Annotated in this window: 12 protein-coding genes and 1 pseudogene; 3 read left to right on the top strand and 10 right to left on the bottom strand. The window is 64.3% G+C overall.

Annotated elements, in window-relative coordinates; translation table 11 throughout:
- The 3 genes and pseudogenes from ubiB to ubiE form a co-directional block, all read right to left on the bottom strand.
- Positions 1 to 1,219: pseudogene (gene ubiB, locus QZ497_RS05130) on the bottom strand (2-polyprenylphenol 6-hydroxylase); the annotation flags it as partial.
- Complete coding sequence (locus QZ497_RS05125; RefSeq protein WP_295471729.1) at positions 1,216 to 1,851, bottom strand: SCP2 sterol-binding domain-containing protein; 636 nt, start codon at positions 1,849 to 1,851, stop codon at positions 1,216 to 1,218. The pseudogene ubiB and the gene QZ497_RS05125, both read right to left, overlap by 4 nt.
- Positions 1,851 to 2,621: a bifunctional demethylmenaquinone methyltransferase/2-methoxy-6-polyprenyl-1,4-benzoquinol methylase UbiE gene (ubiE, locus tag QZ497_RS05120; RefSeq protein ID WP_295471727.1), complete on the bottom strand. Its 771-nt coding sequence runs from the start codon at positions 2,619 to 2,621 to the stop codon at positions 1,851 to 1,853. Before ubiE ends, QZ497_RS05125 begins: the two co-directional genes overlap by 1 nt.
- A 131-nt stretch (positions 2,622 to 2,752) precedes the next feature.
- Between ubiE and QZ497_RS05115 the strand changes: the two genes are divergently transcribed.
- From QZ497_RS05115 to QZ497_RS05105, 3 genes are all read left to right on the top strand, one after another.
- Complete coding sequence (locus QZ497_RS05115; protein WP_295471725.1) at positions 2,753 to 3,031, top strand: polyhydroxyalkanoic acid system family protein; 279 nt, start codon at positions 2,753 to 2,755, stop codon at positions 3,029 to 3,031.
- Positions 3,032 to 3,211: 180 nt separating this feature from the next.
- On the top strand, positions 3,212 to 3,685 hold the full coding sequence (locus tag QZ497_RS05110; RefSeq protein WP_295471723.1) for a phasin family protein: 474 nt from the start codon (positions 3,212 to 3,214) through the stop codon (positions 3,683 to 3,685).
- An 11-nt stretch (positions 3,686 to 3,696) separates the two neighbouring features.
- The gene (locus QZ497_RS05105; RefSeq protein WP_295471720.1) at positions 3,697 to 4,470 is read left to right on the top strand and encodes a phasin family protein; all 774 of its coding nucleotides are present in this window, start codon (positions 3,697 to 3,699) and stop codon (positions 4,468 to 4,470) included.
- A 45-nt stretch (positions 4,471 to 4,515) separates the two neighbouring features.
- Here QZ497_RS05105 and QZ497_RS05100 read toward each other — a convergent pair whose 3' ends face one another.
- The 7 genes from QZ497_RS05100 to hslV all read right to left on the bottom strand — a co-directional run bounded on the left by QZ497_RS05100 (position 4,516) and on the right by hslV (position 12,431).
- Entirely contained in the window at positions 4,516 to 5,130 is a 615-nt protein-coding gene (locus QZ497_RS05100; protein ID WP_295471718.1) for a TetR/AcrR family transcriptional regulator, read from the bottom strand.
- A gap of 47 nt (positions 5,131 to 5,177) precedes the next feature.
- Positions 5,178 to 6,863, bottom strand: coding sequence for a class II poly(R)-hydroxyalkanoic acid synthase (phaC, locus tag QZ497_RS05095; RefSeq protein WP_295471717.1), 1,686 nt, complete (start codon positions 6,861 to 6,863; stop codon positions 5,178 to 5,180).
- A 135-nt stretch (positions 6,864 to 6,998) separates the two neighbouring features.
- The gene (gene phaZ / locus QZ497_RS05090; RefSeq protein WP_295471716.1) at positions 6,999 to 7,853 is read right to left on the bottom strand and encodes a poly(3-hydroxyalkanoate) depolymerase; all 855 of its coding nucleotides are present in this window, start codon (positions 7,851 to 7,853) and stop codon (positions 6,999 to 7,001) included.
- A 144-nt stretch (positions 7,854 to 7,997) separates the two neighbouring features.
- Positions 7,998 to 9,677, bottom strand: a complete 1,680-nt coding sequence (phaC, locus tag QZ497_RS05085) for a class II poly(R)-hydroxyalkanoic acid synthase (protein WP_295471714.1) — start codon at positions 9,675 to 9,677, stop codon at positions 7,998 to 8,000.
- Positions 9,678 to 10,054: 377 nt separating this feature from the next.
- Positions 10,055 to 10,432 carry a DUF971 domain-containing protein gene (locus QZ497_RS05080; RefSeq protein ID WP_295471713.1) on the bottom strand — a complete coding sequence of 126 codons (378 nt, stop codon included), beginning with the start codon at positions 10,430 to 10,432 and terminating at the stop codon, positions 10,055 to 10,057.
- 91 nt (positions 10,433 to 10,523) lie between these two features.
- Positions 10,524 to 11,861, bottom strand: a complete 1,338-nt coding sequence (gene hslU / locus QZ497_RS05075; RefSeq protein WP_295471711.1) for an ATP-dependent protease ATPase subunit HslU — start codon at positions 11,859 to 11,861, stop codon at positions 10,524 to 10,526.
- A gap of 39 nt (positions 11,862 to 11,900) precedes the next feature.
- Positions 11,901 to 12,431, bottom strand: coding sequence for an ATP-dependent protease subunit HslV (hslV, locus tag QZ497_RS05070; protein WP_295471709.1), 531 nt, complete (start codon positions 12,429 to 12,431; stop codon positions 11,901 to 11,903).
- Positions 12,432 to 12,604: the final 173 nt, after the last annotated feature.

The following is a 12,604-nucleotide window of genomic DNA, read 5'->3' as shown; positions in this document are numbered from 1 at the left end:
GCAGCAGCACCAGCTGCGGCTGGATTTCCATGTTGAAGCGGCGTGCCACCTGGAACAGCCGCAGCAGCAGCTGGCCAAAGGAGATGTCCTTGAGCGGCTTCTCGAAGATGGGTTCGCAGACGGTACGAATGGCCGCTTCCAGTTCGTTGACCTGGGTGTTGGCGGGCACCCAGCCGGAGTCGATGTGCAACTGGGCGACCTTGCGGTAGTCGCTCTGGAAGAAGGCCCAGAGGTTGCGTGCCAGGTAGTCCTGGTCCTCGGGGGTCAGGCTACCGATGATGCCGCAGTCCACCGCGATGTAGAGCGGGTCCCAGGGCTTGGCGGTGCTGACGAAGATGTTGCCGGGGTGCATGTCGGCGTGGAAGAAGCTGTCGCGGAACACCTGGGTGAAGAAGATCTCCACGCCGCGTTCGGCCAGCAGCTTGAAGTCGGTGCCCTGGTCGCGCAGGGCAGCCAGGTCAGTCACCGGAATGCCGTAGATGCGCTCCATGACCAGCACCCGCTCGCGGCACCAGTCCCAGTAGACCTGGGGCACATAAAGCCGCTCGGAGCCCTCGAAATTGCGCCGCAGCTGGCTGGAGTTGGCCGCCTCGCGCAACAGGTCCAATTCGTCGTAGATGGTTTTTTCGTAGTCACTGACCACGTCTACCGGGTGCAGCCGGCGCGCTTCGGCGGAGAGGCGTTCAGCGGTGCGCGCTAGCAGGAACAGCCAGGCGATGGCCTGGCTGATGATGCCTTACAGACCGGGCCGCACCACCTTGACCACCACTTCTTCGCCGGTGCGCAGCTGGGCGGCATGGACCTGGGCCACCGAGGCCGAGGCCAGCGGCTGGTGATCGAAGCGGGCGAAGGCCTGCTTGATGGGCACCCCGAGTTGCGACTCGATGAGCGCCACGGCCTTCTCCGGCGGGAAGGGCGGGACCTTGTCCTGCAAGAACATCAGCTCGTCGGCGATATCCTCAGGCATGAGGTCGCGGCGGGTAGAGAGGATCTGGCCGAACTTGATGAACACCGGCCCCAGACCTTCCAGGGCCAGGCGCAGCCGGGCTCCGCGCGGCAGCGTCTTGCTCGGCCGCGGCAGCCAACGCCAGGGCAGCGCATAGCGGGTAGCACGCAGGTACCAGGGCAGCGGCAGGGCGTAGACGATGTCGTCCAGCCGGTAGCGGATGACGACGAAGAAGATCCGCAACAGGCGGTTGAGAGCAGCGAACAGCTTCATTCGTCGGGGTTATCCCTGGCGGAGCGGGCGGCGCCCAGGCGGGCGAGGCGAGCGTCGAGGCGATCCACGTCCAGGCGCAGGGCGTCGATCTCGGCGAAGCGAGCTTCGCCTTCGAGACGACCTACCAGGTGCCGGCTTTCCTCGTTAAGCCAGTTGGACAGCGTCAGCCGCAGGCTGTCACGGCTCTGCTCGCCGAAGGCCTGGCCGCGGCGGGCAAGATCGCCCAGGGCCGCGGCTGGCAGCGGGCCCAGCCAGCGGCTGACCTCGTGTTGCCAGTCCAGCTCCAGGTTCTGCAGGATGTCGGCCAGTTCGATCAGCAGGGTGCTGTCACCTTCCAGACGCACGTCGGGCTGGTGCAGGACCTTCTGCTTGTCGCGGGCCAGCGCCAGCTCGGCCAGGCGCGTCGCCGGAGCACTCAGGGTGCAGTCGATGTCGCCTTCGTGATGGGCGGCGAAATGCAGGCCGTCACCCGCAGGCAGCACATAGAGCCGCAAGGCGGGTTGCCGCGTCTGCACGGCGATGACGCGGCCGGTCAAACCCGCCAGCCGCGGTAGCGCTACCGGGTCGAGCGCCAGCAGCGGATTCAGGCCACGCTCCAGCGTAGCCAGCAAGGCCTGGGTGACGAGCGCCATCAGGGCTTGATACCGCGGTGCAGGGCGACCACGCCGCCGGTCATGTTGTGGTAGGTGACGCGAGCGAAGCCGGTCTCTTCCATCATGGCCTTGAGGGTCTGCTGGTCGGGGTGCATGCGGATGGATTCGGCCAGGTAGCGGTAGCTCTCGGCATCGCCGGCCACCAGCTTGCCCATCAGCGGCAGCAGGCCGAAGGAGTAGGCGTCATAGGCCTTGGACACCAGGGGGTTGGTGGGCTTGGAGAATTCCAGCACCAGCAACCGGCCACCGGGCTTGAGCACGCGCAGCATGGATGCCAGGGCCTGGTCCTTGTGGGTCACGTTACGCAGGCCGAAGGCGATGGTGATGCAGTCGAAGTGATTGTCGGGGAAGGGCAGCTTCTCGGCGTCGGCCTGGACGAACTCGATGTTGCCCGACACGCCCTTGTCGAGCAGGCGGTCACGACCGACCTTGAGCATCGAGGCGTTGATGTCGGCCAGTACCACCTGTCCGGTCGGGCCGACCAGTTGCGAGAACTTGCGCGCCAGGTCACCGGTGCCACCGGCGATGTCCAGCACGCGGTTGCCCGGGCGTACACCGGACAGCTCGATGGTGAAGCGCTTCCACAGCCGGTGCATGCCACCGGAGAGAAGGTCGTTCATCAGGTCGTAGCGGGCGGCCACGGAGTGGAAAACCTCAGCGACTTTCTCCGCCTTCTGGCTTTCCGGCACGTTCTGGTAACCGAAGTGGGTGGTGGGTTCGGCATCGCTGCCTTTGCGCTGATCGTTCATATCGCCTCACCGGAATGGAATGCGGCCATTCTAATCATCGGTGCGGGCTTTGTCTTGACGAGCCGCATGCCAGGCGGTCGCCGGCTGCTATAGTGGCGCGACGATTGGTCACCCTGACGAGGAACACCGGCATGTCGAAGATCACCGTGGAACGCGCTCATCACCTGGGCCGCGACAAGGCCCGAGCGCGGGCCGAGCAACTGGTCCAGAAGCTGACCAGCAAGTATGGCCTGGAGCATGACTGGGACGGCGATACCGTGCAGCTCAGCGGCAAGGGCGCCAAGGGCCGCCTGGAAGTGGGCGATGACCTGGTGCTTATCGTGCTGGAGCTGAGTTTCTTCCTGTCGCCGATGAGCGGCGCGATCCAGAGCGAGATCGAGCGGGTGCTGGACCGCGAGCTGGCGGCCTGACGGCCGATTGCAGGCGTTGTGGCTGTAAGCGGCTTCAGCCGCGACAGCTTCCCGCTGACGCCGGTCCTGCCAGCAGCTCTGCTGCCCGTCTCTAGGGTGTGCTTTCTAATTTTTCCGCCTACCGTGGTCCTCATCTTTCCGAAGGATGTTCTCTTCAACCTTTCCAGCGTGAGGTGAACCATGGTCAAAGCAAACCTGAAGAAAAAGATCGAAGACGAAGCCGAAGGCACCTTCACCGAGGTGCGGCGCTATGCCCGCAAGATCTGGCTGGCGGGCCTCGGGGCCTACACCAAGGTCAATCATGAGGGCTCCGAGTATGTGAAGGAGCTGATCCGCACCGGCGAGCGTGCCGAGAAGGACGCCAAGAAGGCCGTCGACGAGACCCTCGATGCCGCCAACAGCGAGATCGACTCGCTCAAGGGCGAGGTGTCGGGTGTGAAGGGACGCATCGAAGCTCAGCTGGATCGCATCGAGGGCGCCTTCGATCGACGTGTGGCACGAGGCCTGAATCGCATCGGCATTCCCTCCCGCCATGACGTCGAGACACTCTCTGCTAAGCTCGATGAACTGACGGCATTGCTCGAACGCGTCGGACCCAAGAAGCTCGAACGCCATGAGCCCAAGCAGCTCGAGCGGGTCGAGTCTGATCAATGAAGGAGAGCGGGATGGCTGGCAAGAAAAAAACCGAGAAAGAAGGCAGCTCCTGGATCGGCGAGATCGAGAAGTACTCGCGACAGATCTGGCTGGCTGGTTTGGGTGCTTACTCCAAGATCAGCAATGACGGCAGCAAGCTGTTCGAAACGCTGGTGAAGGATGGCGAAAAGGCCGAGAAGGAAAGCAAGGCCGAAGTCGAACAGAAACTCGAGAATGCCAAGGGCAGCGTACGCGCCGGCAAGTCCCGGGTCGGTGATGTCAAGGACATGGCCGTTGGCAAGTGGAACGAGCTGGAAGGTGCGTTCGACAAGCGCCTGAACAGCGCCATCTCGCGTCTCGGTGTGCCCAGCCGCCATGAAGTGCAGAGCCTGCACGACAAGGTCGACCAGTTGACCCGGCAGATCGAGCAACTGACCGGTGCCAAGGCCCGCCCGGTGTCCGACAAGGCCGCACCGCGCAGTGTCGCCAAGCCGCTGGTCAAGGCCGCCGCCAAAGGCGTGGCCAAGACCGCCGACAAGGCTGCCGAGAAAACCGCAGCGGCCAAGCCCGCCGTGAAGAAAGCCGCCGCCAAGCCGGTCGAGGCAGCCAGCAAGGCGGCTGCCAGCACCGCGAGCAAGGCCAAGTCGACCGCCGCCAAGGCCTCGACGGCGAAGAAACCGGCGGCGCGCAAGGCGCCTGCCAAGCCTGCGGCGAAGGCCGATGCACAGGACAACAAGGCCGCCAGCACTCCTGCGGCGCAACCGGCGCCGGCCACAGGTTCGTCGGCCCCGGCCAGCCAGTCCTGAGTCATGTGGCTCCGACCTGCCTTTCGCAGGTCGGGGCCATGCGGGTCAGCGCTCCAGGTAGTGCATGGCCAGCCGCTCCACGCTCTGTCGTGACCCCGCAACCAGATGCGGGGCGACCAGCATCATGATCTGGTAGACCACCACCCTTACTTCCCCGTCACGCCCCAGAATCCGCTGGTAATCCAGGGAAAACAGCACTGTCAGGGTGATCTGCTCCACCAGGTTGCCGAGTGCCTGGGTATCACTGACCAGCTGTCCTTCGGATTTCAGCCGCGCCAGCAGCGACGCCAGGGTGCGTTTCAGGGCGTTGAGCAGGTTGCGGATTCCACGCGCCAGCTTCGGCAGGCGCCCGGCCAGGTTGGACAGGTCCTGGAACAGGAAGCGGTAGTGGGCCAGCCGTTCGATGATCAGGTGCAGAAACAGCCAGTAGTCCTCGGCGTTCAGGCGAGCATCGGCCGGTGGGTCGAGCAGCGGCGCCAGCTCGGCCTGGAAACGCTCGAACAGGCCAAGTACCAGCGGCTCCTTGCCGTGGAAGTGGTAATACAGGTTGCCGGGGCTGATCCCCAGTTCGTTGGCGATTTCCAGTGTCGAGACATTCGGTTCGCCGTTGCTGTTGAACAGCGCCAAGGCGCATTCGAGTATGCGGTCGCGGGTTTTCATCCGGTCTACTTGTTCGGGTCGTTTTTCTGGCCGGGACGGCTTCTGCTTCAGCGCACATGCACATAGGTACCGGGCGCGGCTTCCATCGGGGGATAGCGGTCGCTGCCCAGGGTCATGCTGGTTTCGCGCTGGGTGCCCGAACGCTCCTGGACCCAGGCCAGCCAGGTCGGCCACCAGCTACCGTCATGATGCTGGGCGTCGTAGTACCAGGCGCGAGGGTCGCCGCTGAGGCTGCTGCCCTCGATGAAGCTGGACTTGGGATTGCCCGGTGGGTTGAGGATGCTCTGCACGTGGCCGCTGGTCGACAGCAGGAAGCGCCGGTCGCCGCCCAACAGCAGCGTGGAGCGGTACACCGCATCCCAGGGCGTGATGTGGTCGTTGATACCGGCCACGCTGAAACTGTCGACCGTGACCTTTTGCAGGTCGATGGGCGTTCCGCATACTTCCAGGCCGCCGGGGTGGCTGAGCGGGTTGTGCTTGAAGAAGTCCAGCAGGTCGCCGTGCAAAGCAGCCGGTAGGCGCGTGGTGTCGTTGTTCCAGTACAGAATGTCGAAGGGCGGCGGTGTCTTGCCCAGCAGGTAGTTGTTGATCCAGTAGGTCCAGATCAGGTCGTTGGGGCGCATCCAGGCGAACACCCGGCTCATTTCGCTGCCATCCAGCACGCCGCGCTGGTAGGAGCGCCGCTTGGCCGCCTCCAGGGCTTCTTCGTCGATGAACAGCGTAGCCGGGCTGTCGATCTGGCTGTCGAGCAGGCTCACCATGTAGGTGGCGCTCGCCACCCGGCGCATCTGGCGCTTGGCCTGCAGGTGACCTTGCAGCGCAGCGATGGTCAGGCCGCCGGCGCAGGCGCCGACCAGGTTGACCTCGCGGGCGCCGGTAATGGCCCGGCATACGTTCAGCGCCTCCTCGGTGGCCTCCACATAGCTGGACAGGCCCCATTCCCGGTGCCGCACGTCGGGGTTGCGCCAACTGATCGCGAACGTCTGCAGGCCGTTCTTCAGCGCGTACTGCACGAAGCTGTTGGTCGGGCTGAGGTCGAAGACATAGAACTTGTTGATCTGCGGCGGCACGATCAGCAGCGGGCGGGCGTACTGCTTTTCGCTCATCGGCTTGTACTGGATCAGTTCCAGCAGTTCATTGCGAAACACCACCGCACCGGTGGTGGTGGCCAGGGACCGGCCGATCTCGAAGGCATCCTTGGTGGTCTGGCTGGGCAAGCCGTTGTTGTGCAGCAGGTCGTTGGCCATGTGGCTCAGGCCCTTGAGCACACTGCTGCCACCGGTGTTGAACAGCTCCTTGACCGCCAGCGGGTTGAGCAGGGTGTTGGAGGGCGACAGGGCATCGTTGATCAGGCTGAACAGAAAATGCGCGCGGGCCCGGTCGTCGCTGCTCAGGTCGCTGTCGTCGATCCAGCGCCGAACCTGCTGCTGCCAGCTCAGGTAGGCCTGCAGGCCGCGGCGGTAGAAGGGGTTGAGGCTCCAGGTCGGGTCACTGAAGCGGCTGTCCTTGGGGTTGTGGGCGTGCGGGGTGTCACCCAGCAGCATGATTCGCCCCAGCTGGTTGCCCAGGGCTACGGCGTGGCGCGCGCTGCGCCACGGGTGCCGCCAGCCCTGCGCTGCCACGCTGCGCAGGGTGGACAGCAGGTCCCTGCCGCGCATGCCGGTAATCGCGCTTTGTGCATTGATGTAGGTTGCCGGTGTGCTCTCGGCAATCTTCGCTGGTTTTTCTCGCATGAGGGCAACACTCCTTCGTCAAGCCTTCAGTGGATGGGCGGCGCGCGCATGCGGCGCCGGTCTGTGCCGGTCGACGGTCCTGTCAGGGCACACGGCGGGTAAGACGGGTCTGGCGGCGCGCGCGTCGCCGCTGGCTCAGTGCGTGTCGGGTGTGGGGTGCGGATGCATGACCGCACGCTGACGTTCCTGCTGCAGAAAACTCATGATGATGGGGGCAACGGCTTCAGCCCGGGTGATCAGGAACAAATGACCGTCATCAATTATGTGTAGCTGGGCATTGGGTATACGCCAGGCCAGCAGCCGCATATTTACCAGCGGGATCAACGGGTCGTCGTCGCCGGCCAGTACCAGTGTCGGCTGGCGGATCTTGTGCAGCCAGTGGAAGCTGGTCCAGCCCATGCCGGCGAACAGCTGCCAGTAGTAACCCAGTTTGCCGGACGAGCGGACCTTGGCTGCGTGGCTGGCTGCCAGGTGCGGATCGCGGCGAAACGCCCCGCCGTAGATTTCCGGGGCGATACGGATGACGTGCGAGGGCTGGATGTAGCGTCGCGGGCTGGCCATCAGCATCAGCACCCGCGGCTTGCCCGGGACCATCACCATGCCTGCCGCGGTGGCCGCCAGCACCAGTTTCTTGCAGCGCTCCGGGTAGTCGTGGGCGAACTGCTGGGCCAGCGCGCCGCCCCACGACACGCCGATGGCATTGACCTGCCCGTAGTCGAGGTAGTCGAGCATGCGCGCCGCCAGCTTGGCCAGGCCGGGAAAGCGATAGGGGCGGCTGGGTGTCGACGAGCCGCCGACACCCGGCACGTCGAAGGCGATGACTTCCATGTCCGGGTCCAGCGCTGCGACGAACGGAAAGACCAGCTCCAGGTTGGCGCCGATGCCGTTGAAGATCAGCAAGGGCGTCATATGGCGCTTGCCGGGCCGCACGGCGGTACGGATCGTATGGCCGTCCAGGTCGATCGAGCGGAATACAAAGGGTTGTGGCATGCCGGAGCCCTGTTGGTTAATGCGCTGGAAAGCCGCGCTGCGCGTTTCCCAGACTGACCGAGGCCTAGCCTCTGGCGTGCGACTGACATTCATGGCGCGAACCGCGCGCCGGCGGTGACCCGGCGGCGGCCCTTGCATTCAAGTCTAGCGTTCGTGGACGTATGTGCCCGGCGATGCCTCGCCGGCCGGATAAGCCTTGCTACCCAGGCTGGCCGGGGCTTTCTTCAGCTCGCCGGAGCGTTCGCCCAGCCATTTCTGCCAGTGCAGCCACCATGAATCGGTGTGCTTGGTGGCATTTTCCTGCCAGGCGACCGGGTCCAGCGGCAGTTCCTCGTTGGTCATGTAGCGCGCCTTGGGGTTGCCGGGCGGGTTGAGGATGCTCTGGATGTGTCCGCTGCTGGACAGCACGAACTCGGTCTTGCCGCCGAACAGCCGCGCCGAGCGGTAGCAGGATTGCCAGGGGGTGATGTGATCGTTGGTACCGGCCAGGCAGAAGATGTCGTTGTCCACCTGCTTGAGGTCGATGGGCGTGCCGCACACTTCCAGGGCGTTGGGCCGGGTCAGCGGGTTGTTCTTGAACATTTCGATCAGGTCGCCATGGAAGGCGGCCGGCAGGCGCGTGGTGTCGTTGTTCCAGAACAGGATGTCGAAGGCTGGCGGTTCGTTGCCCAGCAGGTAGTTGTTGACCCAGTAGTTCCAGATCAGGTCGTTGGGGCGCATCCAGGCGAACACCTTGGCCATGTCGCGACCTTCCAGCACGCCGGACTGGTAGGAGTGGCGCTTGGCGGCTTCGAGGGTCTGCTCGTCGACGAACAGCGCCACGTCGTTCTCCAGGGTGGTGTCCAGCACGCTGACCATCAGGGTCATGGCGTTGATCTTGCGGTCGCCCAGTGCCGCGTAGTGGCCCAGCAATGCTGTGCAGGTAATACCGCCCGAACAGGCCCCCAGCATGTTGATGTCCGGGCTGCCGGTGATGGCGGTGATGACCTCCACGGCTTCCTTCAGCGCCTCGATGTAAGTGGACAGCCCCCACTCGCGCTGCGCCTTGGTGGGGTTGCGCCAGCTGATGATGAAGGTCTGCACCTTGCTGCTCAGGCAGAAGCGCGCCAGGCTCTTGTCCGGGCTGAGGTCGAACACGTAGAACTTGTTGATCTGCGGCGGAATGACCAGCAGCGGCCGTTCGTGGGTCTGTTCGGTGATGGGCTTGTACTGGATCAGTTCCAGCACCTCATTGCGAAACACCACGGCGCCTTCGGTGGTGCCGAGGTTCTTGCCCACTTCGAAGGCATCCATGTTGACCTGGCTGGGCATGCCGCCGTTGTGCACCAGGTCCTTGGCCAGGTGCGACAGGCCGTCGAGCAGGCTCTTGCCGCCGGTCTCGAAGAAACGCTTGACCGCCGCCGGGTTGGCGGCGGTGTTGGTGGGTGCCATGGCTTCGGTCATCAGGTTGACGACGAAGTGCCCGCGGCTGATGTCCAGCGGCGTCATGCTGCTGCCGTCGATCCAGTCGTGCAGCTCCTTGCGCCAGGCCAGGTAGACCCCCAGGTAGCGGCGGTACAGCGGGTTCTGGCTCCAGGCGGGGTCCTGGAAGCGCCGATCGTCCGGAGTCGGTTGCAGGCCGGAACGGCCCAGCATCACGTTTTTCAGTTCCAGGCCCAGGTGGGCGACATGCTTGAGGCTGTGGACCGGCTGCCGCAGTGCCAGGCGCATGACCATGCGCGCGGTGCTCAGCAGGTCCTTGCGGCGCAGGCCCACCACCGGGTTCAGACCCAGCGTGTGTTCAGAAGCCTGACGCGGCAGGTCATCGTTGCTCTTGTTACTCATCTACGACGCTCCGTTGTCCTGAGACGAGCATCGGCGTGGCTGTGGGGCACAGGCACGAAGCCGATACTGCTGCTCTTGTGACCGATGATGGCTGGTGTGCCGAATGCCGATGGGCATGCCGAACGACACGAAGGCGTCTGAACTGCTGCACTCCGTGCCACTGCAGTATTGGCTTCCCTCTTCCCGCTGCGTCGAAACGATGCAGTGAACGTGCCGAAAATCATGGTTACGCGAGATTGCATGGTGGCGAGCGGCCCATGCGTGGGCCGCTGCGCGGCACATTCAAGCAAAACAAGTTAGAAACCGCTTACTAATACGGCAAACGGTGGAAGGAAGGATAGACGCAGATTATGAAAGTGCGTGGTCAGCGCCAGGGGTCAGAGCATCAGCCGGACGGCCTGCTCGTTCGGGTCGCGGCTCTTGCCGGCGCGGTTCAGTTCCTGCAGGTAGTCGTCCCACAGCTCGGCCTGGCGCTGGCCCAGCTGGTAGAGGTAATCCCAGGTGAACAGGCCGCTGTCGTGGCCATCGTCGAAGGTCAGCTTGAGGGCGTAGTTGCCAGCGGGTTCGACCTTGGTCAGGCCGACCCCCAGCTTGCCGAACTGCAGTACCGGCTTGCCATGGCCCTGGACCTCGGCGGAGGGGGAGTGCACACGCAGGAATTCGGCGGGCAGGTCGAATTGCTCGCCGCTGGCGTATTTGAGCGTCAACGTTCTGGACGCCTTGTGCAGCTGGATGGCGGTGGGGATCTTGGTCATGGCGCCAGCTTAAGCGGGGCTGTCAGACGCGACAAGCCTCAAGCGGCAGGAAGATCCGCTTGAGGCTTGAGGCTGGCCATCTGAGGCTGTGTCAGAGGATATAGCGCGACAGGTCTTCGTCGTTGGCCAGTTCGCCCAGATGGCTGTTGACGTACTCGGCGTCGATGGCGATCGGCGCGGCGTCCGGGCTGCTGGCCAGGTCGCCGGCGCTGAACGACAGCTCTTCGAGCAGGCGTTCGAGCAGGGTGTGCAGGCGGCGCGCACCGATGTTCTCGGTCTTCTCGTTGACCTGCCAGGCGATTTCCGCCAGGCGCTTGATGCCCTCGGGCTTGAACTCGATGTTCAGGCCTTCGGTCTTGAGCAGCTCGCGATATTGCTCGGTCAGCGAGGCGTGTGGCTCGCTGAGGATGCGCTCGAAGTCCTGTGGCGACAGCGCCTTGAGTTCCACGCGGATCGGCAGACGGCCCTGCAGCTCGGGGACCAGGTCGCTCGGCTTGCTCAGATGGAAGGCACCGGAGGCGATGAACAGGATGTGGTCGGTCTTGACCATGCCCAGCTTGGTGTTCACCGTGCAGCCTTCGATCAGCGGCAGCAGGTCGCGCTGCACGCCCTCGCGGGACACATCGGCACCGCCGACGTTGCCGCGCTTGGCGACCTTGTCGATCTCGTCGATGAACACGATACCGTGCTGCTCGACCGCTTCGAGGGCCTTGGCCTTGAGTTCGTCGTCGTTGACCAGGCGGCTGGCTTCTTCGTCGCGGACCATCTTCAGCGCTTCGCGGACCTTGAGCTTGCGGGTCTTGCGGCGGCCCTTGCCCATGTTGGCGAACAGGTTCTGCAGCTGGCTGGTCATTTCTTCCATGCCCGGCGGTGCGGAAATGTCGACGCCCACAGATTCACTGACTTCGATCTCGATTTCCTTGTCGTCCAGTTGGCCTTCGCGCAGACGCTTGCGGAACAGCTGGCGGGTGTTGGAGTCGCTGGTCGATGCCGCCTCTTCGGCGAAACCGGTGCGTGCCTGGGGCAGCAGGGCGTCGAGAATGCGGTCTTCGGCGGCGTCTTCGGCGCGGTGGCGAACCTTGATGATCTCCTGCTCGCGCAGCAGCTTCATGGCCGCGTCGGCCAGGTCGCGAATGATCGATTCGACATCACGGCCGACATAGCCGACCTCGGTGAACTTGGTCGCCTCGACCTTGATGAACGGCGCGTTGGCCAGTTTGGCCAGGCGACGGGCGATTTCGGTCTTGCCGACGCCAGTCGGGCCGATCATCAGGATGTTCTTGGGGGTCACTTCGACACGCAGCTCTTCAGGCAGCTGCATGCGCCGCCAGCGGTTGCGCAGGGCAATGGCCACGGCGCGCTTGGCGTCGTCCTGGCCGATGATGTGGCGGTTGAGTTCGTGGACGATTTCGCGGGGAGTCATGGACATGGTGGTAATGGGTCCTCAGGCGGAGATGGCCGGCAAGGCTCACTCGGCGAGGTCCTGCTCCTCAATGGTGATGTTGTGGTTGGTGAACACGCAAATATCGCCAGCGATGTGCAATGCGGTTTCGGTAATCTCGCGGGCCGACAGTTCGGTCTTCTGCAGCAGGGCGCGGGCGGCGGCCTGGGCGAAGGCGCCGCCGGAACCCATGGCGATCAGGCCGTCTTCGGGTTCGACCACGTCGCCGTTACCGGTGATGATCAGCGAGGCGTCCTTGTTGGCCACCGCCAGCATGGCTTCCAGACGGCTCAGCGAGCGGTCGGTCCGCCAGTCCTTGGCCAGCTCGACGGCGGCGCGGATCAGGTGGCCCTGATGTTTTTCCAGCTGGGCTTCGAAGCGTTCGAACAGCGTGAAGGCGTCGGCGGTGGCACCGGCGAAACCGGCGATGACCTGACCGTGGTACAGGCGGCGCACTTTCTTGGCGTTGCCTTTCATCACGGTGTTGCCCAGGGAAACCTGGCCGTCACCGGCCATGACGACTTTGCCGTGGCGGCGTACTGAAACGATGGTGGTCAAGGGGAAAGTCTCCACGCAGCGGGGCGAAAATGCCCAGATGGAAACTGATATGGGGGTGGTGACGGTGATTTCAACCGTAGGCCCTTGCGACTGCGCAGCGGTGTCAGGCGCAAGGGGCAAGCGGCTTGGGCCACGAAAGGCTTCCCGGCTGGAGCCGGTCCTACAGGCCCAAG

This window comes from uncultured Pseudomonas sp. (genome assembly GCF_913777995.1).
GTDB lineage: Bacteria > Pseudomonadota > Gammaproteobacteria > Pseudomonadales > Pseudomonadaceae > Aquipseudomonas.
Note: the sequence above shows the minus strand (reverse complement) of the source record. Positions and strands in the feature narration are given on the sequence as shown.

What these genes read in the sequence shown, in the direction of transcription:
- QZ497_RS05125 (WP_295471729.1), bottom strand. Translation starts at nt 1,851, where the DNA reads ATGGCGCTCGTCACCCAGGCCTTGCTGGCTACGCTGGAGCGTGGCCTG.
- ubiE (WP_295471727.1), bottom strand. Translation starts at nt 2,621, where the DNA reads ATGAACGATCAGCGCAAAGGCAGCGATGCCGAACCCACCACCCACTTC.
- QZ497_RS05115 (WP_295471725.1), top strand. Translation starts at nt 2,753, where the DNA reads ATGTCGAAGATCACCGTGGAACGCGCTCATCACCTGGGCCGCGACAAG.
- QZ497_RS05110 (WP_295471723.1), top strand. Translation starts at nt 3,212, where the DNA reads ATGGTCAAAGCAAACCTGAAGAAAAAGATCGAAGACGAAGCCGAAGGC.
- QZ497_RS05105 (WP_295471720.1), top strand. Translation starts at nt 3,697, where the DNA reads ATGGCTGGCAAGAAAAAAACCGAGAAAGAAGGCAGCTCCTGGATCGGC.
- QZ497_RS05100 (WP_295471718.1), bottom strand. Translation starts at nt 5,130, where the DNA reads ATGAAAACCCGCGACCGCATACTCGAATGCGCCTTGGCGCTGTTCAAC.
- phaC (WP_295471717.1), bottom strand. Translation starts at nt 6,863, where the DNA reads ATGCGAGAAAAACCAGCGAAGATTGCCGAGAGCACACCGGCAACCTAC.
- phaZ (WP_295471716.1), bottom strand. Translation starts at nt 7,853, where the DNA reads ATGCCACAACCCTTTGTATTCCGCTCGATCGACCTGGACGGCCATACG.
- phaC (WP_295471714.1), bottom strand. Translation starts at nt 9,677, where the DNA reads ATGAGTAACAAGAGCAACGATGACCTGCCGCGTCAGGCTTCTGAACAC.
- QZ497_RS05080 (WP_295471713.1), bottom strand. Translation starts at nt 10,432, where the DNA reads ATGACCAAGATCCCCACCGCCATCCAGCTGCACAAGGCGTCCAGAACG.
- hslU (WP_295471711.1), bottom strand. Translation starts at nt 11,861, where the DNA reads ATGTCCATGACTCCCCGCGAAATCGTCCACGAACTCAACCGCCACATC.